Genomic DNA, 22,592 nt, shown 5'->3' with positions numbered 1-22,592 from the left:
CGCGCCTCCATGGAACACGCCCCCACCTGGCTCACCTACGGTTTCCTGTACCTCACCGCTGCCGTGCTGGCCGTGCCCATTGCCAAGGCGCTGGGCCTGGGCGCCATCATTGGCTACTTGGCGGCGGGCATCGCCATCGGGCCCTGGGGCCTGGGGCTGGTCAGCAACGTGCAGGACATCCTGCACTTTGCCGAATTCGGCGTGGTGCTCATGCTCTTCCTGGTCGGGCTGGAGCTGCAACCCAGCCGCCTGTGGGCGCTGCGCCGCCCCATCTTTGGCACCGGCACCGCCCAGGTGCTGGGCTGCGCAGCTGTGCTGTTTGCGCTGGGTGCGCTGGCTGGCCTGCCCTGGCGCGTGAGCCTGGTGGGCGCTTTAGGCCTGGCGCTGTCGTCCACGGCGATTGCGCTGCAGGTGCTGGCCGAGCGCAACCTGATGCGCACCAGCAGCGGCCAGGCAGGTTTTTCGATCCTGCTGTTCCAGGACGTGGCCGCCATCCCCATCCTGGCCCTGCCGCCCGTGCTGGGCGCCGCCGCTGGCGAAGGCGCGGGCCACACGCCAGGCGAGATGGTGCTGGAGGTGCTGAAGATCGTCGGCGTGATCGCCGCCATCATCCTCGGCGGGCGCCTGCTGCTGCGCCCCGTGCTGCGCTGGATCGCCAAGAGCAACACCCCCGAAATCTTCACCGCCGCAGCGCTGCTGTTGGTGGTGGGCATTGCCTATCTGATGGTGCTGGTGGGTCTGTCGATGGCGCTGGGCGCCTTCCTCGCAGGCGTGCTGCTGGCCGACAGTGAATACCGCCGCGAGCTGGAGGCTGACATTGAGCCCTTCAAGGGCCTGCTGCTCGGGCTGTTCTTCATCGCCGTGGGCATGAGCATCGACTTCGGCGTGATCCTGCGCTCGCCCGGCCTCATGGCCGCCATCCTGGTCGGCTTTCTGGCGGCCAAGGCCGTGGTGATCTACACGCTGGCCAAGATCGTCGGCATCCCCTACCAGGAGCGGCCGGTGTTCACCCTGCTGCTTGCCCAGGGCGGCGAGTTTGCTTTTGTGGTGTTCCAGGCCGCCGCCGGTGCCAGCGTGTTCCCGGCCGAGACTGCCTCGCTGCTGATTGGGGCCGTGGCGCTGTCGATGCTGATCAGCCCGCTGCTGCTGGTGCTGCTGGACCGCGTGCTGCTGCGCCGCTATGCCCAGCTCAAGACCGCCACGCCCCAGGCCGAGGAAATCTCCGAGCCGCAAGAGGCACCCATCATCATCGCGGGCTTCGGCCGCTATGGGCAGATCGTCTCGCGCGTGCTGCTGGCCCAGGGCATCCCCACCACCGTGCTTGACCACAGTGTGGACATGCTGGAAGTGGCGCGCACCTTCGGCTACCGCGTGTTCTACGGCGACGCCACGCGGCTCGACCTGCTGCGCATCGCCGGGGCCGAACATGCGCGCATCCTGGTGGTGGCCGTGGACGATGCCGAGCAGTCCCTGCAGATCGCCAAGCTGGCGCGCGAACACTTCCCGCACCTGCAGGTCGTGGCCCGCGCGCGCGATGTGACGCACTGGAACAAGCTGCGCGACCTGGGCGTGACCCTGGTGCAGCGCGAGCTGTTCGAGTCCAGCCTGCAAAGCGCCCACACCGTGCTGGAGCTGATGGGCCTGCCCCCTGCGCAAGCCACCGCCATCACCCAGCGCTTTCGCACCCACAACATCGCGCTGGCCGACCGCATGTACCCGCACCACAAGGACCGCGCCAAGTTCATCGCCGTGGCGCGAGAAGGGCGCAACCAGTTTGCGGAGCAGATGGCGCGGGAGCGGCAGGAAAGTGCGGCGCTGCGTGCGGAAGCTGCTGCGTACCCGGGGTATGGCGAGGCGCAGGAGGCGGGGGAAGGGCATGAGCCAGAGCCTGCCAGCTCTCAGAATTCCAATAAAAATAGGCCCTAGCGCTTATCCATCAATCGCTATAAGCTATCTATTTAATAGCAAATCAACGCCCTCAGCCGTGCAGGCGGGTTCCGGTCAGGGCATGCACAGAGAAAGCCGTGTGGCCAAAGTGGCGCGCAAACTGCTTTCGCGCCAATTTTTTGGCGCGTAAAGTCTTTTCGCGCCACCAAGAGCCCCGTGCATGCCACGGTTCACGCCATACCAAAAGCTGAACAAACTCGTCAATTGGCCGCAGAGATCACCGGCCCGTTCGAGCAAGCCTTCTTATTGATGGTGCACCTGCCCTACCTTGATATCAGCGAGGCAGATATCAAGGAGCCCGGCGGAAGTCATCTGAGATTTAGTTATCGGTCGAGCTGGTGGAGCTTCTTGAAAGCCTTCAGCCCGAGGCTAAGCAATTCTTGTACGAACCCAACCTGAAACTTCGCGTCGTCGTAACGCGGCCCATAGTAGAACGAGTGGACGCCCTCGGAAACTTCCTCGAAGTGAACATTGGTGCTGAGCTCCGTGGCATGGGCGCCTGCCAAGCTGCTTCCGCGATAAACCATCTGGTACCAGTATTCCATGCCCACCTCGAAGGCAGCATCGAACACTTTCCACTCCTTCGCTCCGACGTCGCCCTTTGCGATCTTCTCAAGGCTCGCCTTGCGCTCTGGGGTCATTGCTGGGTACACACCTGGCTTCAGCAGGCCCCTAGCTTGCTTTGCCTTCTCAATACGATGATTGTCTTCAATGCGAGTGAGGTTCTCAGGCTTATCCCAAAGGGCGCATGCGAAAAACAGACATTCGTAGGCCATGCGAAGATTTGACCAGGCCGGACCATCCATGCCTTTCTCGACCAGGAACAACGTGACTTCGCAGTTCGACAACGCTCGCATCCACAGCGCGTTCCCTGCTAACCATCCTTTGCTTGCTTGAAGATGTTCCGGAGGGGGTTCCTGGCTTAGCTCAATAGCAGTTTCAAGAGCTGTACAAGCCCGAGAAATTTCTGTCGCGAGGTCGGCGCCGAGTGCTTTCTCTGGCTGGCGCAGCTGCCTTTTGCTCATAGGACCTCCGTATGTGAGATGGAACATTCCGGCTGAAAAGCTCAGCTTAAATCGGACGCGAAACACGACCCGACCGCACCAGCATTGCCATGTGCTCTCCCAACGCTTGGTCAGGGCCATGACCCTCGCCGCCTTCGGCTATAGCTTGCCCACCAAGACCCACCTCCAGCGCCCCCCATCCTCGTACAAGCCACGCCCGCTTGCACCCTCGCACCCACCACTAGGCAGCCCACACCAGCCCGACTTTGTTCCGACCGACATAAGGAAGGCGGCATAGCGAGCTGTGACTCCACCTTCCTCTACAAATATTCGCAAACGCGACTTATTCGCATTAAAATCCCCTCCTGCCAGCCAGCGTCCCGAAGAGTCACGCGAGCCAGCGCCTCCAGCGTTTGTCCGCCCCTCTTTTAACCGGGACTCCCATGTCTTCTCAGCCCTCGCGTGCGGTGTCGCCACGCTCCTCACTCGCTCGCCTTCGCTCGTCATCGCGCCCATCAGCCCGGCAGGCCACCTTCTTCGCCCTGACCCCACTGGCCCTTTGCCTCGCCCAGGCCGCCATGGCGCAACAGACCAGTGCACCGGCCGCAGCCACGGCCCCTCAGCTCCAAGAAGTCCGCATCAACGCTAGTACCGAAAAGGACATGGGCTTTGCCCCGGTGGAGGCGCAAACCGCCAGCAAGGCCCCCATGCGCCGGCTCGAAACCCCACAGTCCATCAGCGTGGTCACGCGCGAGCAGATGGAGTCGCGGCAGATCACCAACGTGCAGCAGGCGCTGCAGACCGTGGCGGGGGTGAGCCCGGTCAACTTTGGGCGCCGGGGTTTTGACGACATCAACATCCGGGGCTTTCGCTCCACCGAATCGATCCTGGTCGATGGCCTGGTGCAGAGCCCGGGCATGTGGGCCAAGCTGCAGCCCTATGGCTACGAGCGCTTCGAGGTGCTCAAGGGCTCGGCGTCGGTGCTGTATGGCCAGGTGCAGCCCGGCGGCATTGTCAATGCGGTGAGCAAGCGGCCCAAGAAAGAGGCACTGAGCGAAGTGGGCGTAGAGGTGGGCAGCTTTGGCCAGCGCACGCTGCAGGCCGATATCAACCGCCCGCTGTCCGAATCGGGCAAGACGGCGCTGCGCATCAATGCGCAGGTGTCCAACTCCGACGACCCCACCCAGTTCGTCTACCGCAAGGACCGGTGGTTTGCGCCGTCGCTCTCCATCGACCTGGGCGCGCAGACCGACCTGGTGCTGTTTGCCACCTACAGCCAAAGTGAATGGATGCGCCAGCAGGGCATAACGCCCTACGGCACGGTGCTGCCCAACCGCAATGGCACGCTGCCGGTCACGATGTTCACGGGCGACCCGAGCTTTGGCGTGTATGACGTGGAGAGCACCACGGTAGGCTATGCGCTGGAGCACAGGCTGTCGGAGGCCATGACCTTCCGCCAGAACGTGCGCTACGAAACTGAAAAAGGCACGGGCAACTTCATCTCCAACCTGGCGCTGCAGGCCAACCAGCGGCTGCAGAACCGCCAGGCGACGCGCCAGTACATCGACTACGACCTGCTGGCCACCGACACCTCGCTGCTGTCGCGCTTTGAAGCGCTGGGGGTGAAGCACCAGCTCGTGACCGGGCTGGACGCGCGCACAGGCCACTCTTACCAAGGCCAGCGCCGCTGCACCATTGGCGCACTCGACCTGTTCAACCCCGTCTATGGCATGGCTGCGACCTGCCCTGCCAACCTGACCAGCGACGCTCCGGAAAAGCTCAATGTGATGGGGCTCTATGCGCAAGACCAGATCAAGTTTGGCCAAGGCTGGACGGCCCTGGTGGGCCTGCGCCGCGACTGGTCCACCAATGAGATCAACGACCGTCTGGCCAAAAAGCAAACCCACCAGAAAGACAGCGCCACCACGCTGTCAGCGGGACTGGTCTATGAATTCAAGCCCGGCTGGTCTGCCTACGGCAGCTATGGCGAGTCGTTCCTTCCCGTATCGGGCCAGACCTTCAGCGGAGCCCCCTTTGTGCCGGAAACCGGCAAGCAGTGGGAGGCCGGCGTGAAGTACGAGGCCCCGGGCGGCCAGGTCACCGGCGCCCTCGCCATCTTCGACCTGGTGCGCGAGAACGTGACCACGGCCGATCCGGTGAACACCGGTTTCAGCGTTGCCACCGGCGAGCAGCGCGCGCGCGGCCTGGAGGTGGAACTGGGCGCAGACATGAAGAACGGCTGGAAGCTGACCAGCGCCTACACCTACACACAGACCAAGATCACACGCGACAACAACGCCGCCATCGTGGGCAAGCCGCTCAACCTCACGCCGCGCCACACGCTCACGGCCTGGGCAACCTACAAGCTGCCGCAATACCAGCGGGTGACGTTGGGCCTGGGAGGGCGCTATGTGAGCGAGCAGATCGGCTCCTACCCCTTCACCCTGCCGTCGTACTTTGTGGCCGATGCGTCCATCAGCTACGTGGGCGAGAACTACCGCGTGACAGCGGGCGTGAAGAACGTGTTCAACAAAGCGTATTACGACGGTGCGATCAACGCCAACGTGGTGTCGCCCTCCCTGCCGCGCAACTTCAGCCTGGGCGTGACGTACTTCTTCTGACGCAACGCCGCCACCCCGCCCCCGCGAGCCGACCATGACCAGCCAGCGCACCTTGAACCGCCTTTTCGTCCTGCACTCCTGGGCGGGCATCGTCACGGGGCTGCTGATGTTCATCGTGTGCTTCTCGGGCGCGGTGGTGGTGTTCAAGAACGAGATCGACCTGTGGGCCAACCCGTCGCTGGCCCAACTGCCGCGCTCTGACAAACCGGCATCGCTGGATGCGGTACTGACCCAGCTGCAAACCCGCTACCCCGGCGCCACGGTGGAGACCATCGCGCTGCCCGATGCCATCAATCCCAGCTACTTCGCGTTTGTGCGGGAGCGCGGGGCCCCGGCCAGCACGCGCACCAAGGTGGCCTTGCGCTCGGACACAGGCACGGTGGTGGGCCCGGTGGACAGCCAGCTGGGCCAGTACCTGCGCATGCTGCATGTGTTCCTGTTCTTCGGGCCACGCTGGATCGTGGGGTTTCTGGGCGTGGCGATGCTGGTGCTCATCGCCACGGGCATCGTCATCCACCGCAAGATCCTGGCCGAGCTGTTCACGCAGCGCTGGGGCCGCAGCTTTCGCGTGGTGATGTCGGACCTGCACAAGTCCGCAGGCATCTGGGGCCTGGGTTTTCATATCCTGATCGCCACCACGGGTGCCTGGATGGGCCTGGCGCCGCTGTTCGAGCAAGGCACCAAATACGTGACCACCAGCGCCAACGCCGCAGCCCCCAAGCCCGCGCGCAAAGTTGCCAGCGAAACCGCCGCGCCGGTGCCCATGCAATCGCTGGACGCGCTGTACGCCACCGCGCAGCAGGCCGTGCCAAGGCTAGAGGCGCGCTACGTGTCCCTGCGCCGCTGGGGCACCGACACCGCTGAAGCGAGCTTCACCGGTAACCTGAGCGGCCACCTGGTCAGCACCGCGCGGGTGGACATCAACGCCGCCACCGGCGCGCCCAAGAAGGTGCATGACCCACGCACAGCGGGCTTCTGGTCGCTGGTCAACGGGCTCATGGAGCCGTTGCACTTTGGCGACTTCGGCGGGCTGGCGCTCAAGTGGCTGTATTTCTTCTTGGGCATGACGCCCGCGTTTTTGTCGATCTCGGGCACGCTGATCTGGCTGGATGCACGGCAGCAGCGCAGGCGCGAGGCCGAGGCCACGCAGGGCCTATCGACCAACGGGGCCGCAGCGGCGGGGTGAGCCCCGCTTGCTTCGCTCCCGGTTTTTTCCTCTCTGCACTCCCCCGCTTTCCCTCGGCTCAGCACCATGCAACGCTTCTTCCTGGCCCTGCACGCCACCACGCCCGCCGCGCTCATCGTGGCGGTGTTTGTGCACCTGTGGGGGCCTGCGGGTCTGCCCCCGCTGGCGCAGCGGCCCGTGTGGTCGGTGTGGGCGCTCATTGGCGTGTGGCTGCTGCTGTCGGCAGCGGCGGCGTGGGCGCTGCGCACGGTGGCGCTGTGGCGCGTCTCGCTGGGTGGCGCAGGCGCGCTGCTGGCCGTGGCTGGTGTGGCCGGGCTGGTGCTGGGCAGTGCACAAGGCCCTGCCATGTTCGTCAGCTTGGTCGTCATGGGGCTGGTCTGTGGGGGCATCGCGGTTTTCATCGGGCCCCAGCGGGTTCAGGCGCACCGGCGCAAGGCGTCGCGGTCTGCGGCCGTGGCCCGACCGGGCTCTGCAGTGCACGCAACCACCGCCCACCCGCGCTGGCACCCACGCGGTTGGGCCCGCTGGGTGGGGTCAGCCCACTGGCCCTTCTGGCTGACCGGTGGGCTGGCAGTGGAATCCTTCCGCCTGGCCCACATCGTGGCGACCGAACCCGCACGGTCGTCGGGCATGCTGGGCCTGCTGCTCGCCTTCTTCGTGGCCCTGCCCGCTGCCACCTTGCGCCACTGGACGCCCCGCACCGCCGTGCTGCTGTGGGCACTGGCCGCGTTGGCCTATGGCGGCCTGGCGGCCAAGGCGGGGATGGTGCAGTGGGCCGTGGCGTCGGCGTTGTGTGCCCTGGCTGTGGGTGCACCGCTGCGGTGGCGCGCGCGGCGGGCGCTGCGCCGGCGGCGGGCGGGCCACGGGGCGCCGCACGCGCCCAACCCAGGGCCCGACCGCCACCCGCCGGAGGCTGCATGAACGAACTCATCGGCGCCAGCGCCGCGCTGGCCTCATTGATCGCACTGACCCGCTGGGCGCGCACCGTGCCCACCCGCGCCTGGGGCGACGGCACGCCCCCCCGCCACTGCGGCATCCCGGCGCGCCTGGGCTGTGGTTCTGGCTACCGTCGTGCTGCAGGCCCTCGCGGCCACCGCTGCGGCGGGGCCGGCGGCGGGGCTGGCGCTGGTGGTGGCGGCCTGGATGGTGCTGGGCTGGCTGCTGGTGCTGGCCATGAACCAATGGCCCGCCAGCAGCCTGCGCTGGGGACACCGCCTGGGCGCACTGGGCGGCACAGGCTGTTTGCTGGCGCTGGCCTGGCAGCTTCTTCGGGCGGGGGGCTTGGCGTCATGAAGCACCCCAGTTGCCCAAGAGCAGGGACATTGGCGGATTGTTTTTGAATAAAAACAGGCCCCAGCGCTTGATCAGCAAGCGCTATAAGCTATATTTTCAATAGCAAAAATTGACAGGCAGCGTGCTGCCAGCCCCTGCCCGCTCCCACAGCGCCACGGCACAATCGCGCCCATGGACCTGCCGCTCGACGCCCCCTGGATTCACACACTGCGCTTCACGCTGGAAGTGGCGGCCACCATCGCGTTTGCCCTGTCGGGCGTGATCATGGCCGCGCGCAAGCGGCTCGATGCCGTGGGCGTGTGTGTCGTGGCCTTTGTAGCCGCGTTTGGCGGGGGCACGCTGCGCGACCTGCTGCTGGACCAGCGGCCCTTCTTCTGGATCCGCCACACCGAATTCGTATGGGGCATTCTGGCGCTGTGCATCGGCGCCATGCTGTTCATGCGCCAGCGGCACTTTCAGCCCACCGAGCGCGCCATGCTGCTGCCCGACGCCATTGGCCTGGGCCTGTTTGCCGCCGTGGGTGTGGACATTGCCACCGCCATCGGCATGCCGCCCATCATCAGCGTGATGATGGGTGTGACCACGGGCGTGTTTGGCGGGGTGCTGCGCGATGTGTTGTGCAACGAGGTGCCCCAGGCCTTCAGCGACCATCGGCCCTATGCGCTGTGTGCGTTTGCCGGTGGCTGGGCTGACGTGGCGCTGCGCCAGCTGCAGGCGCCCGACTGGGCACCGCTGTTGGCCTGCGTGCTGCTCACGGCCGGGCTGCGCGGGCTGGCGTTGTGGCGCAACTGGGAGCTGCCCGCTTGGCGGGTGTGACCGGCCTGCGCATCGGCCTCGCCCCCTTCGGGCTGGCGCACCCGTGACAGCATGCTGAACCCAAGGCCCGCACACTGGGCCGGTTCGATACCAGGAGACACGCCCGATGACCACGCTTGCGCCCTCGCCCACCACCCTCGCCCCCACTGCACTCATCGACAGCGACGCCCCTGCCGTGCAGGCCTTTGCAGAGCAACACGCGCAGGGCGCCACCGACCGCGAGCGCGCCGTGGCCCTGTACCTGGCCGTGCGTGACGGCTTTCGCTACGACCCCTACCGCATCGACCTCTCGCCCCAGGGCATGGCAGCCAGCACGGTGCTGGCCAACGGCCACGGCTGGTGCGTGCCCAAGGCCGCGCTGCTCACCGCCGTGTGCCGCTCGGCGGACATCCCGGCGCGCATGGGCTTTGCCGATGTGCGCAACCACCTCAGCACCGAGCGCATGCGAGAGACGATGAAGACCGACCTCTTCATCTGGCACGGCTACACCGACATCTGGCTGGATGGCGCCTGGCGCAAGGCCACGCCCGCGTTCAACATCGAGCTGTGCGAGCGCTTTGGGCTGCTGCCGCTGGAGTTCGATGGCGAGAACGATTCGATCTACCACCCGTTCGACAAATCCGGCGCGCGCCACATGGACTATGTGCACCAGCGCGGCACGTTTGACGACATGCCGCTGACGCAGATCGTGGCGGACTTTCGCACGGTGTACAGCGGCTGGCTGCCCGAGGACGGCGCCACCCACAGCAGCCTGGAGGGCGCCAGCTTTGCGCAGGATGTGGAGAAGGAGGCCCGCGCATGAGCAGCCACGCCGAGATCCCACCGGGCTTTGCGCCGCTGCAGTCCGGCGGCCCGTTCATCCAGCACAACGGCCCGCTCTACCTGCGCCACGAAGGCAGCGTGGTGCAGTTCGGCTTTCGCGTGGAGCGCCGCCATGTGAACCCCATGAACAACCTGCACGGCGGCATGATGGCCAGCTTTTGCGACATGCTGCTGCCGCTGTCGGTACACCGCAAAAGCGACCAGGTGGCCGACCGTTTCCTGCCCACCATCAGCCTGCAGATCGACTACCTGGCCCCTGCCCCGCTGGGCGCCTGGGTGCAGGGCGAGGCCGAGCCGCTGCGCGTCACGCGTTCGCTGGTGTTTGCTCAGGGACTGGTGACGGCCGATGGCGAGCCCTGTGCGCGGGTGAGCGGGGTGTTCAAGATCGGGCCTGCGGTGCCCAGCGACGCGGTGGAGTGAGCCCTGTAGGCCCGGCATGGCGGCGCGTAGCAGCACGTCATTGTGCTGATTGCCCCCTTGTTGCATGACAATGCCGACAGCTCAGCACCATTTAATTCATAGATATTATTTTTTATCGCATTAACACGCATCTATGAATAATTTATACCATTCAGCCCTTGCCCTCAGTCACCTGCAAATAATTCATAGATGTTCAAAAATTCCTTCTTGAACTAATATCTATGAATGCCATCTCAAAACACCAAGCCCGCTGACTACCCCCAGGCGGTCCTCCAGCAGATCGCGTTGCTCGCGCAGAACATCGTGATTGCACGCAAGCGCCGCAAGGAAACACAAGCCCAGTGGGCCCAGCGGCTGGGCGTGTCGCAGCCCACCATGGCGCGCATCGAGCGCGGCGACCCATCGGTGTCCATGGCGTCGTATGTGATGTGCATGTGGCTCATCAACCAGGCCCAGGGGCTGGCCGACCTGATTGCACCGCAGAACGACCTCACATCGCTGGAGCAGGAGGTAGCCAAAGCCCGCCCCCGGCGCGCTGCACAGAAGACGGCGCAGAAAGACGCAAAGACGCCAGCAAGCAACGCAAAGCCTGCCGCCTTGCCGCCCGTCTCCAAAACCAACGCACCTGCCCACTTGGGGACCGTGCACGTTGCCGAAGAGATGAAGGGCTCCTTCGAGGAAGCAAGCCCTGCCAAACCAACCATTGGGGCCGCGCAGAAGGTCGCTGGACTGGGCCCCGAAGAACAGATCCGGCAAGCCATTCGAGTTACAGGACTCGGCGCGCCAAAGCGCCAGCCCAACAGCACCGCCGCAGGCCTGGCCGCACTGATCGCGGGCCAGAAGAAAGCGCGGCCATGAGCCAGCAGCACCACGCGCAGCAGGTCACGCCGCGCTCCTATGTGCCGCACGACGCGCTGTATGTCTGGACGCTGGTCAACCCCGCCCAGCCGGTGCTGACCGGGGCGGTGGGTTTGTCGCAGCTGGTGCCCAACTGCGCCACTTTCAGCTACGCCACAGACTGGTGGCAGTTTGCGCTGAGCGAAGACCTGCCCCTCATCGCAGGCCAGACGTTCAGCGCAGGCCACAAGGACAGCGCGCCCGGCGCCATCGACGATGCGCGGCCAGACCGGTGGGGCGAGCGCATCATCCGCCACATCGACCGCCCCGCGCGCCTTTCGATTCTGGAGATGCTGCTGTTCGCTGGCGACGACCGCTTTGGCGCGTTGGGCATCTCCACCTCGGCCGACCACTACATCCCGCGCCGCATCGGGCCGTATCCGCAACTGCGCGATCTGGAGGCCATGGTGCGGGCAGTGGAAGACGTGCAGTCGCAAGCCCCGGTCACACCAGAAATTCAGCGGCTGGTGCAGCCCGGCGTGACGCTGGGCGGCGCACGGCCCAAGGCGCTGCTGCAAACCGACAGCGGGCCCTGCGTCATCAAGTTCAGCGAGCTGGACGACACCGTGGACACACCCCTCATCGAACACGCCACCATGACGCTGGCAGCCCTGGCAGGCATCCACGTTGCCAGCACGGGTGTGCTGCCCATTCCATCGTGGCGGGGCCGGGGGCCGCAGCGCCATGCGCTGACCATCCAGCGGTTTGACCGGGTGCAGATGGGTGCCCTGAGCCTGCGCGTGCACTGCATTTCTGCCAAGACCGCCCTGGCAGCGGCAGGGTTGACCGAAAGCTACGGCGCATTGGCCACCGTGCTGCTGCGCCAGGCGCACCCCGACCGGCAAAAGGCGCAGCGCGAAGAGCTGTTTCGGCGCATGGTGTTCAACATCCTCATGGACAACACCGACGACCACGAGCGCAACCACTGCCTGCGCCTGGGCTTTGACGGCTACTACGACCTGGCCCCCGCGTTCGACGTGGTGCCCACGCTGCAGAACATGGGCTACCAGGCCATGGTGGTGGGCCAGCACGGCGCGCAGTCCACGCTGGACAACGCGCTGACCGACCTGAGCGAATTCGGTCTCACCCGCGCCCGGGCCATCGGGTTGATTCAGGAGGTTGCTCACGCGATAGAGCAATGGCCGCTGCATTTTGCGCAGCACGGCGTCTGCGCGGCCGACATGGAACAGCTCGCGGCGAGCATCGACCGCGATGCACTCAAGGACCAGCGCAAAGCATTCTGCTGAGCCTGCTGCCGTATAGCTCAGTCAGTGGCCATCTACGCCCAGCGTCCCCACGACGTACTCCACAAACCGCGCCAGCTTGGGCAGCTGCCTCCTGTCGGGCGCATAGACCAGCTGCACGGGCCGCGGCGCGGGCAGGCAGGGCTGCATCACGGGCACCAAGGCGCCGCTGGCCAGATCGTCAGCCAGTAGCACCTCGGGTTGCATGATCAGGCCCAGGCCGCGCAGCGCCGCCTGGCGCAGGCCGTCGCCCTGGTTGCAAGTCAGGCGGGCGTTCTCAGGCCAGAAGAACTCCTCGTCACCGTCGCGCAGCGTCCATTCCACGCGGCGCTGCCACACCGAGTGGCTCAGGCACTGGTGCCGGGCCAGGTCGGCCGCGCACTCGGGCGTGCCGTGGCGCTGCAGGTAGGCGGGTGCCGCAGCAATCACCATGCGGTAGGGTCGCAGCGGGCGCGCCACCAGGCCTTCATTCACCACCTGGCCAATGCGCACGGCCAGGTCAAAGCCTTCTCCGCCCAAGTCCACCACGCTGTCGGTCAGCTGCAAATCCACGCGCACCTGCTCGTGGCGCTGCAAAAAGTCGGCCACCAGCGGTGCGATCACATGATTGCCCAGCGTGAAGGGCGCGCTCACCCGCAGCAGGCCCTGCGGCACGGCGCGGCTGCGCTCCACGGCCGATTCGGCCCATCGAACCTGCTCCAGCACGCGTTTGCTGTCGTCGTAGAACGCGGCGCCCACCTCGGTCAGGCTGTTCTGGCGCGTGCTGCGCTGGAACAGGCGCGCGCCCAGGTGGGTTTCGAGCTGCTGAATGTGCTTGCCCACCATCACCGCCGATATCTGCAGCTGCCGCGCGGCGGCCGCAAAGCTGCCCGCCTCCACCACGGCCACCATGACTTCCATATTGCGCAGCTTGTCCATGGCTCCTGGATATTCCTAATCAATAGTTAGCACAAGCATAACTTGCAGGCACTTTATGCATTGATTGATTAGCAAAAGAATCGGACTGTCAGTTCTTCATCAACCCTTTTTGACACCCAAGGAAAACACCATGTCCAAGATTCTTCTCATCGGCGCCAGCGGCACCATCGGCCAGGCCGTGCAGGCCAACCTGGGCGCACGCCACGACGTGATCACCGTGGGCCGCAACAGCGGCACGTACCGCACGGACTTCTCGCAGCTAGGCGCGGTTGCCCACCTGTTCGAGGCTGTGGGCAAAGTCGATGCCATCGTGAGCACCGCAGGCAACCTGCACTTTGGCCCGCTGACGGAAATGACTGCCGAGCAGTTCAACCTGGGCCTGCAGGACAAGCTCCTGGGCCAGGTGCAATTGGTTTTGATCGGCCAGAAGTACCTGACCGATGGCGGCTCCATCACGCTGACGGCGGGCATCCTGTCGATCGAGCCCATCCGCAACGGCGCCAATGCCACGGCGGTGAACGCGGCCATCGAGGGCTTTGTGGCCGCTGCCGCCATTGAGCTGCCGCGCGGCCTGCGCATCAACGCCGTGAGCCCCACCATCCTCACCGAATCCGTGGGCGTGTACGGGCCGTTCTTCCCGGGGTTCGACACGGTGTCTGCCGAGCGCGCCGCGCGCGGCTACCAGCGCAGCGTGGAAGGGGCGCAGACGGGGCGGGTGTACCGGGTTCAGTGAGCCAGACCACCTGGATTTGAAAGAAAAATAGCTGCTGCCGCCCGTCGAACAGGCGGCAGCAGCTATCAATTGGGTAGCTGCAGTGATCGAAGGTGCAGATCAGTCGAGACTTGCGCCCGACTCCTTCACCACCTTGCCCCACTTCACCGACTCGGCCTGGATGAAGGCGGCGAACTGCGCGGGCGTTTCGCTCATGGCTTCCGCGCCCTGGTCATTGATCTTCTTCTTCACATCGGCCTGGTTCAGCACCTTGACCAACGCGGTGTTCAGCTTGGCCAGCACTGGCGCGGGCGTGCCTGCGGGGGCAAACATGCCGAACCACGACGTGGCTTCGTAGCCCGCCACACCCGCTTCGGCGATGGTGGGCACGTTGGGCAGCTCGGGTGAGCGCTTGGCGGTGGTCACGGCAATGGGCACCAGTTTGCCGCTGCGAACATGCTGGATGGCAGAGGGCATGTTGTCGAACATGATACCGATCTGGTTGCCCAGCAGGTCGGTGACAGCGGGTGCGCTGCCCTTGTAGGGCACGTGCACCATGTCCACCTTGGCCAGGCTCTTGAACAGCTCGCCTGACAGATGGATGGAGCTACCGCTGCCCGACGAACCGAAGTTGAGCTTGCCGGGGTTGGCCTTGGCGTAGGCAATCAACTCAGGCACCGTCTTGAACGGCTGGGCGGGGTTGGCCACCAGCAGGTTCGGCACATTGGCCACGCGGGTCAGCGGCGCGAAGTCCTTCACGGGGTCAAACGGCATCTTCTTGTACAAGCTGGCATTGATGGCGTGCGTGCCCACTGTGCCCATGAACAGCGTGTAGCCGTCCGCCGGGGCCTTGGCAGCCATGGAGCCGCCAATGTTGCCGCCCGCGCCTGCGCGGTTGTCGACGATGACGGACTGGCCGAGTTCGGTGGTCAGCGCCTGGCCGATGATGCGCGCCAGGATGTCGGTGGTGCCGCCTGCGGCAAAGGGCACGACGATGGTGACGGGCTTGCTGGGGTAGGTCTGGGCCAGCGCAGCGCTGCTGCCCAGCAGGCCAGCCCCTGCGATAGCGGCGCAGGCAGCGGCCGACAGCGCGAAGCGGCGGGTGGTGTGGATGGAACGGGTCATGGTTTGTCTCCTTCAAGAAGGTGGATGAATGAATGGGTCGGTGCCACCAGTGCTGCGTTAGTCCGCGTCTGGCCGCGCCATGGCCTCAACCGGGCGCAGAGGCCTCCGGGCGAGAACGGGGGTGCACCCCTTGCGGGGCGGCAGGGAAGATCAGTTCAGGTTGCTAAACCGGCGCCACTCCCAGCGTGGTGCCGCCGCACACGTACAGCACCTGCCCGGTCACGAAACCGTTGTCGGGCGAGAGGAAAAACAGCGCGGCACGGGCCACGTCTTCGGCGGTGCCCATGCGGCCTACCGCAATGCTTTTGAGGATGCGCTCGGTCTGCGGCGCGCCCTCGGGGTTGCTCTGGCGGAAGAGTTCGGTGGCGATGGGCCCGGGGCCGATGGCGTTGACGGTGATGCCGTCACGCCCCAGCTCCATGGCCAGCGTGCGTGTCAGCCCGATCAGTCCGGCCTTGGTGGCCGAGTAGACGATGCGCTCACCTTTGCCCAGCGCGGCGCGCGACGACATGTTGACGATGCGGCCCTGACCGCTGGCGCGCAGCGTGGGCAGAAAGGCCTGCACCAGCAACATGGGCGCACGCAGGTGCAGACCTACCACGTCGTCGAGCTGCGCCGTGGTGGCGGTGTCGATGGTGCCGGGGCGCGTGGCGCCGGCGTTGTTCACCAGTGCGGTGACGTTGTGCTTGGCGGCGATCTCGGCAGCGCGCTCGCGGGTCGACGCTTCGTCGGTCAGGTCGCCCTGGTACGAGGTGAGTTGCGGGTGGCTCCACGTGGGCAGCACGTAGTCCAGGTTGACCACGGCGTGGCCCTGGGACAGCACGGCTTCGGCAATCGCGCGGCCGATGCCGTTGCTGGCGCCGGTAACGACGGTGACCGGTGTCGGGTTGCTCTCAATCACGGTCACACGCGCTCCAGGATCACAGCAATGCCCTGCCCCACGCCGATGCACATGGTGCACAGCGCGTATTGGCCAGCGTGCTCGTGCAGGCGGTTGACGGCGGTGGTCACCAGGCGCGCACCGCTGGCGCCCAGGGGGTGGCCCAGCGCAATGGCGCCGCCCCAGGCATTCACACGGGCGTCGTCGTCCTTGATGCCCAGCGCGCGCAGCACGGCCAGGCCTTGCGCGGCGAAGGCTTCGTTGAGTTCGATCACGTCCATGTGGTCTATGGTCAGGCCCGTCTGCGCCAGCACCTTGAGCGTGGCGGGCGTGGGGCCAAAACCCATGATGCGCGGCGCCACACCAGCCACGGCCATGCCCACCACGCGGGCGCGGGGCTTGAGGCCATATTTGGCAGCATTGGCCTCGTCGGCCAGCAGCAGCGCGCAGGCGCCGTCGTTCACGCCGCTGGCGTTGCCCGCCGTCACCGTGCCATCGGGCCGCACCACACCCTTGAGCTTGGCCAGCGCTTCCAGGCTGGTCTCGCGCGGGTGTTCGTCCTGGCTCACGATGATCGCGTCGCCCTTTTTTTGCGGGATGTGCACCGGCACGATCTCGCGCGCCAGATGCCCGGCCTGGATGGCGGCCACGGCGTTGAGCTGGCTGCGCAGGGCCATCTGGTCCTGGGCTTCGCGCTCAATCTTGAAGTCGGTGGCCACGTTCTCGGCGGTTTCGGGCATGGAGTCCACGCCGTACTTTTCCTTCATCAGCTTGTTGATGAAGCGCCAGCCGATCGTCGTGTCATACACCGCGTTGTTGCGGCTGAAGGCCGACTCTGCCTTGGGCATGACAAAGGGGGCGCGGCTCATGCTCTCCACGCCGCCCGCGATCATCAGGCCCGCCTCGCCCGCCTTGATGGCGCGCGCTGCGGTGCCCACGGCGTCCAGGCCCGAACCGCACAGGCGGTTGATGGTGGCGCCGGCCACGTCGATGGGCAGGCCCGCCAGCAGGCTGCTCATGTGGGCCACGTTGCGGTTGTCTTCACCGGCCTGGTTGGCGCAGCCATAGAGCACGTCGGTGACGGCGGCCCAGTCCACGCCGGGGTTGCGCTCCATCAGCGCCTTGATGGGGATGGCGCCCAGGTCGTCGGTGCGCACGCTGGAGAGCGCGCCGCCGTAGCGCCCGAAGGGGGTGCGGATGGCGTCGCAGATGAAGGCTTGGCGTTGAGCTTGGCTCATGGTTTTGTCTCCTCGTTTCTGGGGGTTGGATTCGGTCAGGCGGCGGGGCGGATGGGCAGGCCCACCAGTTGCTCCAGCTCAGGCAACCGCAGGCCGGGCGCGGTGTCGATGAGCTGCAGCCCGGTGGGTGTGCAGGCCAGTGTGCACAGATCGGTGTAGATGCGCTTCACGCACGCGACACCGGTGAGCGGGTAGGTGCATTGCGTCACGATCTTGCTCGCGCCCTGCTTGGTCAGCAGGTCCATCATCACCCAGGTCTGCTTGGCGCCGATGGCCAGGTCCATGGCCCCGCCCACGGCGGGGATGGCGCCGGGCTCGCCCGTGCTCCAGTTGGCCAGGTCGCCCGTGGCGCTGACCTGGAAGGCGCCCAGCACACAGATGTCGAGGTGCCCGCCGCGCATCATCGCGAAGCTGTCGGCGTGGTGAAAGTACGCGCCGCCGGGCAGCAGCGTGACGGGCTGCTTGCCCGCGTTGATCAGGTCATAGTCCTCCAGCCCCGCAGCGGGCGCCGGGCCCATGCCCAGGATGCCGTTTTCGCTTTGCAGGATGACCTCGCGGCCTGCCGGGATGTGATTGACCACCAGGGTCGGCTGACCGATGCCCAGGTTGACGTAGGCGCCGTCGTGGATGTCTTGCGCCACGCGCTTCGCCAGTTCTTCTTTACTACGCTTTTGATAGCTGCTCACGCTTTATCCTTGTGCGGTAGGTGCCGATTTCATGCCGATTTCTTGAAACCACCCGCCTGCGTGGCCGTGCGGTCGATCTTGACCACATGGCTCACGTAGATGCCAGGGGTGACGATGGCCTCGGGGTCGAGCGCGCCCAGTTCCACCACCTCGTGCACGGCGGCAATCGTGGTCTTGGCAGCCGTGGCCATCACGGGGCCAAAGTTGCGCGCCGACATGCGGTAAGTGAGGTTGCCCCAGCGGTCGCCCTTCTCGGCCTTGATCAGGGCCACGTCGCCGTGGATGGGGTATTCGAGCACGTAGTGCTTGCCATTGATCTCGCGCGTTTCCTTGCCCGCAGCCAGTTCGGTGCCATAGGCCGTGGGGCAGAAAAAGGCGCCGATGCCCGCGCCCGCAGCGCGCAGGCGCTCGGCCAGGTTGCCCTGGGGCACCAGTTCCAGCTCCAGCTTGCCGCTGCGGTACAGGTCGTCGAACACATAACTATCAACCTGGCGCGGAAAGCTGCAGATGATCTTGCGCACTTTGCCCGCCTTGAGCAGCGCGGCCAGGCCCTGGTCGGCATTGCCGGCGTTGTTGTTGACCACCGTGAGGTCACGCGCCCCCTGGGCGATGAGGCCATCGATCAGCTCGCCCGGAATGCCGGCCGTGCCGAACCCGCCAATCAACACCGTGGCACCATCCTTCACCCCCGCGAGGGCCTGGGCCACCGAGTCTGCCAATTTGTTGATCATTGCAACGCTTTCTTGGTTTCTCTGTTGTCTCTTTGAAATTTGTTCGCATATAGAACAAATGTTCGCTTAAAGAATTATAGTTGGCATACGTATGAATTCCCAAACCCCTGAAGCCAAAGACCCCAAACCGAGCGACAGCTATGTGCAGTCGTTCGCGCGCGGGCTGGAGGTGATCCGCTCGTTCAGCGCGGCCACACCGCAGCAAACCTTGAGCGAAGTCGCCGTGCAGACTGGCCTGACCCGCGCAGGCGCGCGCCGCATCCTGCTCACGCTGCAGACGCTGGGCTATGTGGAGACGGACGGCAAGCTGTTTCGCCTGAGCCCGCGCATCCTGGACCTGGGGTTTGCGTACCTGTCTTCGCTGCCCATCTGGAACCTGGCCGAGCCGGTGATGGAGGACCTGGTGGAAGAGGTGCGCGAGTCGTCATCGGCCGCCGTGCTCGACGGCCTGGACATCGTCTATGTGCTGCGCGTGCCCACCCACAAGATCATGCGCACCACGCTGGGCGTGGGCTCGCGCCTGCCCGCGTGCTGGACGTCCATGGGCCGCATGCTGCTGGCGGGGTTGCCGGACGACGAACTGCAGGCCCGGCTGCAAGGCCACCCCATGCAGCGTTTTACCGAACACACCACCACCGATGTGGATGCACTGCTGGCCCATATCCGCCAGGCGCGGCAGCAGGGCTGGTGCCTGGTAAACCAGGAACTGGAAGAGGGTTTGATATCGATTGCTGCGCCGTTGACCAACCGCACGGGGCAGACGGTGGCGGCGCTCAACATCAGCGGCCAGGCCAATCGCACGAGTGCGGCGGTGATGCAGGAGACGCTGCTGCCTGCACTGCTGAGCGCGGCCCGGACCATCTCGCGGATGATGGGCGCACCGAGGGGATGATGAAGGGAGGAAGGCACACCGAGAAGAGCCGGTGATCACCCTCGCAACGAGCAGCCCGTGCTAAAGCACCGACTCCCGTCTTCGTTGGAGAGGGCAAGAACCGGAGTCGTAACCCCAGTCGCTCGCCATGACAGGTGAAATCAGTTCTTGCGAAACCCCAGCACCAGCACCACGCCGCCCAGCACCATCGCACCCAGGCTCATCCACTGGGGGATATTGACGGATTCTTTTTCCTTCACGGTGAGCTCCAGCGGGCCCAGCTTGGCTTGGGTGGTGTCCTTGGTAAAGCTGAAGCCGCCGGTCAAAAACCCGGCCAGCCCCACCACCAACAACAGCACACCAACGATTCGCATTGCATTCATGACACTTCTCCCGATGCCGGGTTTGGAGGACTGCGACAAAGTGGACCCGGCTCCCGACCTTTGCGCCAGCCCAATGTAGGTGCGCCAGCGCAGGGCCAGCGTAGGACGCCGCCCCGGCGCGATGTAGCAGGCGGGCGCGATCCGAACCGCCTTCCCCTGTGCGCTCCAGGCTCTTGCCCTGCGTGCTACCCTCACGCCCCATGTTCAGCCCCTCCCAAGCCGATGTGCGCCGCTTTCTGTGCGGTGTGCACGCCAAGACCCAGAGCGGCGCCCCCATGGAAGCCATCGAGACGCTGGCCAGCCTGTGGATCGCCGAGCACCCCGAGTACCACGCCGACCTGTCCGACGCCGATGCGGCCGTGGCCCGCAACTACGACGAAACACCGGGGCAGACCAATCCCTTCCTGCACCTCTCGATGCACCTGTCCATCAGCGAGCAGTGCAGCATCGACCAGCCGCGCGGCATCCGCCAGGCGGTGGAGCTGCTGACGGCACGGCTCGACTCCTTGCACGACGCGCACCATGCCGCCATGGACTGCCTGGGCGAGATGCTGTGGGAGAGCCAGCGCGCAGGCCGTCCGCCCGATGGCGACGCCTACATCGCCTGCGTGCAGCGGCGCGCCACACGGGACTGACCACCCACGCTACGTCCGCTGGCCGGTCACAATAACTTGAACGCCAGCACCGCCACCATGGTAGGTGGCAAGGCACCCAGCAGCAGCCCCAAGGGGTGGATGGCGTTGTCAGCGAACTTCTCTTTCAGGATTGCCGCGCCTGCGGGGTTGGGTGCATTGGCAATCACAGTCAGCCCCCCACCCGTTACTGCACCCGCCACCAACGCGACCTTGAACTCGTCGCTCAGGCCTTCGACCAAAGAGCCCAGGTAGGTCAGTGCAGCGTTGTCTGTGAAGGCCGTGAGCGCCGCAGCACCAAAGAACACGGCGTTGGCATCCATCTTCATGAGCACCGGCTGCAGCCACCACTGCTGCAAACCACCCAGCACCACCAGCCCGGCCAGGAAGAAAGCCACCAGCAAGGCCTCGCGCAGGATCAGCGGGTTTTGGTGGCGCTGGTAGGCCGTGGTGAACCCCATGAAAAACAGGAACAGGCCCATGAAGACTGCTGGGTGGTGCGCAAACAGCACGACAAGCCCCAGGAATACCAGATGCACCAGCATCACGGACACAGGCACGGGCGCCTCGTCCGTCGTGATCTTGCGTCCCATGTGCCCCACCTGTTGGCGAAACAGCAGCGTGGCGATACCGGCGTTGACCACCACCGCGACGGCCGCCTTCCAGCCAAAGTTGGACACCATGAACCACAGGTCCCAGTTCCACTGCGCCGCCACCATGAGCACCGGTGGCGCGGCGAACGGCGTGAGGGTGCCGCCGATCGAGATGTTGACGAACAGCACGCCAATGGTCGAATACTTGAGCTTGTTCGACAAAGGCTGCGAAAACAGGATGTCACGCAGCATCAGTGCCGCCAGCGTCATCGCAGCAGGCTCGGTGATGAAGGAGCCCAGCAGCGGAACGGCCGACAACACCACAAAGTACATCGCCACACCGCGCTGAAAAGGCATGCACCTTGCCAACACCCGCACCGCGGAGCCAGCCATCTGAAGAATCGGCCGTGTAGCCGCAATCACCATGATCGCGAACACAAACAGCGGTTCGGTGAAATTGCGCGAGTCCAGGTAGGCCGTGGCCTCCTGCTTGCCGCTGATGGAGAACATGAACAGCATGAGCACCAGCGCCCAGAAGCCGAAGACCACCTCGACCTCGCCCAGCAAATGCCAGATGCCCGCATGCTTGGGCTGCGTATGCGCGAGGCGTTCGAAATACTTGGTGGAGAAGGTGTGGAGGATGGCCAGGCCGAACAGGACGGCACCGATCACCTGGATCAGGGTGGGAGAGGAGTTCATGGGTCGCAGAAAAACCGCGTGGCGGCCCGACCAGCGCATGAACCTGCCGGGCCACCATGGCGCCGACACCCAACTTCCATTTTACCGTTGCACAACGGCGGCTCCGTGTAGGCGCAGCGCGCTTGGAACACCGCTCACGGCATACACACAACCATGCACCCTACTCGGGAGTCGCGCTTTCCAGACAATGCGGGCACCGTACCCGGAGGCACCATGCACAGTCACCCATCCGCACAACCCTTGTCTTCACCGCCCCCTGCGCCGATCCCTGGTCCCGTGGCCTGGCTGGGCTATGGTGGCCTGCTGCCGTTTGTGGCACTGGCGGCTGGGGGCCTGTGGGCACCCAGCACGCCCTGGTGGAGCGCGGCGCTACTGGCCTATGGCGCGGTGATTCTGAGCTTTGTGGGAGCGCTGCACTGGGGCTTCGCCATGGCGCTGAGCGGCCTCAGCACCGCCGAGCGCACACGCTGCTTTGTGTGGAGTGTGGTGCCATCGCTGATGGCCTGGCCTGCGACGCTGTTACCCCCAGCGGGAGGGGCAGCGCTGCTGGTGACAGGCTTTGTGGCGCACCTGGTGCAAGACCATCGGCTGGCCGCACGCACATCGCTGCCGGCGTGGTACCTGCCGCTGCGCTGGCGCCTGACAACCACGGCCTGCGTGTGCCTGGCCGTTGGCGCCATGGCCGCCAGCCGCTGACGATTCGATGGCCCAGCAAAAAGCCCGCCGAAGCGGGCTTTTTATCAACGGTGTGACCCGTCCTACCCAGCGTTGACACGTGGACCTTTCAAAAGGGCATGTGTCATGGAATCGAGTGTCAAACGCACGCAGCGCGACTACACGCTGGCCTTTAAATTGGCGGTGGTGGAGCAGGTAG

23 protein-coding genes are annotated in these 22,592 nt (G+C 65.4%); 14 read left to right on the top strand and 9 right to left on the bottom strand.

The features are described from left to right. The first annotated feature begins 9 nt into the window (after nucleotides 1-9). Entirely contained in the window at nucleotides 10-1,926 is a 1,917-nt protein-coding gene (gene kefC, locus NFX52_RS21680; protein WP_252635812.1) for a glutathione-regulated potassium-efflux system protein KefC, read from the top strand. 344 nt (nucleotides 1,927-2,270) lie between these two features. Here kefC and NFX52_RS21675 read toward each other — a convergent pair whose 3' ends face one another. Beyond that, on the bottom strand, nucleotides 2,271-3,092 hold the full coding sequence (locus NFX52_RS21675; protein WP_252635811.1) for a DUF5677 domain-containing protein: 822 nt from the start codon (nucleotides 3,090-3,092) through the stop codon (nucleotides 2,271-2,273). A gap of 302 nt (nucleotides 3,093-3,394) precedes the next feature. Between NFX52_RS21675 and NFX52_RS21670 the strand changes: the two genes are divergently transcribed. The 9 genes from NFX52_RS21670 to NFX52_RS21630 all read left to right on the top strand — a co-directional run bounded on the left by NFX52_RS21670 (nucleotide 3,395) and on the right by NFX52_RS21630 (nucleotide 12,253). Beyond that, the gene (locus NFX52_RS21670) at nucleotides 3,395-5,572 is read left to right on the top strand and encodes a TonB-dependent siderophore receptor (protein WP_055398573.1); all 2,178 of its coding nucleotides are present in this window, start codon (nucleotides 3,395-3,397) and stop codon (nucleotides 5,570-5,572) included. A gap of 34 nt (nucleotides 5,573-5,606) precedes the next feature. Beyond that, a complete protein-coding gene (locus tag NFX52_RS21665; RefSeq protein WP_055398572.1) occupies nucleotides 5,607-6,758 on the top strand; it encodes a PepSY-associated TM helix domain-containing protein in 1,152 nt (383 codons plus the stop codon). 66 nt (nucleotides 6,759-6,824) lie between these two features. Then, entirely contained in the window at nucleotides 6,825-7,679 is an 855-nt protein-coding gene (locus tag NFX52_RS21660) for a hypothetical protein (RefSeq protein WP_207401995.1), read from the top strand. Between the two features lie 132 nt (nucleotides 7,680-7,811). Next, on the top strand, nucleotides 7,812-8,051 hold the full coding sequence (locus NFX52_RS21655; RefSeq protein WP_252635810.1) for a hypothetical protein: 240 nt from the start codon (nucleotides 7,812-7,814) through the stop codon (nucleotides 8,049-8,051). 171 nt (nucleotides 8,052-8,222) lie between these two features. Continuing rightward, on the top strand, nucleotides 8,223-8,867 hold the full coding sequence (locus NFX52_RS21650; RefSeq protein WP_055398569.1) for a trimeric intracellular cation channel family protein: 645 nt from the start codon (nucleotides 8,223-8,225) through the stop codon (nucleotides 8,865-8,867). A gap of 106 nt (nucleotides 8,868-8,973) precedes the next feature. Beyond that, nucleotides 8,974-9,669: a transglutaminase-like domain-containing protein gene (locus NFX52_RS21645; RefSeq protein ID WP_055398568.1), complete on the top strand. Its 696-nt coding sequence runs from the start codon at nucleotides 8,974-8,976 to the stop codon at nucleotides 9,667-9,669. Further along, the gene (locus tag NFX52_RS21640; protein ID WP_055398567.1) at nucleotides 9,666-10,109 is read left to right on the top strand and encodes a PaaI family thioesterase; all 444 of its coding nucleotides are present in this window, start codon (nucleotides 9,666-9,668) and stop codon (nucleotides 10,107-10,109) included. Before NFX52_RS21645 ends, NFX52_RS21640 begins: the two co-directional genes overlap by 4 nt. A gap of 225 nt (nucleotides 10,110-10,334) precedes the next feature. Then, the gene (locus NFX52_RS21635; RefSeq protein WP_238385621.1) at nucleotides 10,335-10,967 is read left to right on the top strand and encodes a helix-turn-helix transcriptional regulator; all 633 of its coding nucleotides are present in this window, start codon (nucleotides 10,335-10,337) and stop codon (nucleotides 10,965-10,967) included. Then, on the top strand, nucleotides 10,964-12,253 hold the full coding sequence (locus tag NFX52_RS21630) for a type II toxin-antitoxin system HipA family toxin (RefSeq protein ID WP_055398566.1): 1,290 nt from the start codon (nucleotides 10,964-10,966) through the stop codon (nucleotides 12,251-12,253). The genes NFX52_RS21635 and NFX52_RS21630 overlap by 4 nt, the downstream gene beginning before the upstream one ends. 21 nt (nucleotides 12,254-12,274) lie before the next feature. Here NFX52_RS21630 and NFX52_RS21625 read toward each other — a convergent pair whose 3' ends face one another. Continuing rightward, nucleotides 12,275-13,168 carry a LysR family transcriptional regulator gene (locus NFX52_RS21625; protein ID WP_055398565.1) on the bottom strand — a complete coding sequence of 298 codons (894 nt, stop codon included), beginning with the start codon at nucleotides 13,166-13,168 and terminating at the stop codon, nucleotides 12,275-12,277. A gap of 130 nt (nucleotides 13,169-13,298) precedes the next feature. On the opposite strand from NFX52_RS21625, the gene NFX52_RS21620 reads away from it, so the two are divergent. Continuing rightward, entirely contained in the window at nucleotides 13,299-13,901 is a 603-nt protein-coding gene (locus NFX52_RS21620) for a short chain dehydrogenase (RefSeq protein ID WP_055398598.1), read from the top strand. Between the two features lie 99 nt (nucleotides 13,902-14,000). On the opposite strand, the gene NFX52_RS21615 is transcribed toward NFX52_RS21620, so the two are convergent. The 5 genes from NFX52_RS21615 to NFX52_RS21595 form a co-directional block, all read right to left on the bottom strand. After that, nucleotides 14,001-15,005 (bottom strand): Bug family tripartite tricarboxylate transporter substrate binding protein, encoded by a 1,005-nt coding sequence (locus NFX52_RS21615; protein ID WP_055398564.1) that lies wholly within the window; start codon nucleotides 15,003-15,005, stop codon nucleotides 14,001-14,003. A 163-nt stretch (nucleotides 15,006-15,168) separates the two neighbouring features. Further along, nucleotides 15,169-15,912, bottom strand: coding sequence for an SDR family NAD(P)-dependent oxidoreductase (locus NFX52_RS21610; protein ID WP_055398563.1), 744 nt, complete (start codon nucleotides 15,910-15,912; stop codon nucleotides 15,169-15,171). Further along, nucleotides 15,909-17,123, bottom strand: coding sequence for a 3-oxoadipyl-CoA thiolase (pcaF, locus tag NFX52_RS21605; RefSeq protein WP_055398562.1), 1,215 nt, complete (start codon nucleotides 17,121-17,123; stop codon nucleotides 15,909-15,911). Before pcaF ends, NFX52_RS21610 begins: the two co-directional genes overlap by 4 nt. Before the next feature lie 35 nt (nucleotides 17,124-17,158). Continuing rightward, on the bottom strand, nucleotides 17,159-17,809 hold the full coding sequence (locus tag NFX52_RS21600; protein WP_055398561.1) for a 3-oxoacid CoA-transferase subunit B: 651 nt from the start codon (nucleotides 17,807-17,809) through the stop codon (nucleotides 17,159-17,161). 29 nt (nucleotides 17,810-17,838) lie between these two features. Continuing rightward, the gene (locus NFX52_RS21595; RefSeq protein WP_252635809.1) at nucleotides 17,839-18,540 is read right to left on the bottom strand and encodes a 3-oxoacid CoA-transferase subunit A; all 702 of its coding nucleotides are present in this window, start codon (nucleotides 18,538-18,540) and stop codon (nucleotides 17,839-17,841) included. Between the two features lie 91 nt (nucleotides 18,541-18,631). Between NFX52_RS21595 and NFX52_RS21590 the strand changes: the two genes are divergently transcribed. Beyond that, nucleotides 18,632-19,432, top strand: a complete 801-nt coding sequence (locus NFX52_RS21590; RefSeq protein WP_055398559.1) for an IclR family transcriptional regulator domain-containing protein — start codon at nucleotides 18,632-18,634, stop codon at nucleotides 19,430-19,432. 140 nt (nucleotides 19,433-19,572) lie between these two features. Here the strand turns inward: NFX52_RS21590 and NFX52_RS21585 are convergent, their stop codons facing one another. Then, on the bottom strand, nucleotides 19,573-19,794 hold the full coding sequence (locus tag NFX52_RS21585) for a hypothetical protein (protein WP_176886849.1): 222 nt from the start codon (nucleotides 19,792-19,794) through the stop codon (nucleotides 19,573-19,575). Between the two features lie 200 nt (nucleotides 19,795-19,994). Here NFX52_RS21585 and NFX52_RS21580 point away from each other — a divergent pair, with 200 nt between their 5' ends. Continuing rightward, nucleotides 19,995-20,429, top strand: coding sequence for a DUF1841 family protein (locus NFX52_RS21580; protein WP_010459392.1), 435 nt, complete (start codon nucleotides 19,995-19,997; stop codon nucleotides 20,427-20,429). A gap of 26 nt (nucleotides 20,430-20,455) precedes the next feature. Here NFX52_RS21580 and NFX52_RS21575 read toward each other — a convergent pair whose 3' ends face one another. Beyond that, the gene (locus tag NFX52_RS21575) at nucleotides 20,456-21,718 is read right to left on the bottom strand and encodes a putative Na+/H+ antiporter (protein ID WP_055398597.1); all 1,263 of its coding nucleotides are present in this window, start codon (nucleotides 21,716-21,718) and stop codon (nucleotides 20,456-20,458) included. A 240-nt stretch (nucleotides 21,719-21,958) separates the two neighbouring features. Between NFX52_RS21575 and NFX52_RS21570 the strand changes: the two genes are divergently transcribed. Next, nucleotides 21,959-22,414, top strand: coding sequence for a DUF3429 domain-containing protein (locus NFX52_RS21570; protein WP_252635808.1), 456 nt, complete (start codon nucleotides 21,959-21,961; stop codon nucleotides 22,412-22,414). Nucleotides 22,415-22,592: the final 178 nt, after the last annotated feature.

This window comes from Acidovorax facilis, assembly GCF_023913775.1.
Classification (GTDB): Bacteria; Pseudomonadota; Gammaproteobacteria; order Burkholderiales; family Burkholderiaceae_C; genus Acidovorax; species Acidovorax facilis.
Note: the sequence above shows the minus strand (reverse complement) of the source record. Positions and strands in the feature narration are given on the sequence as shown.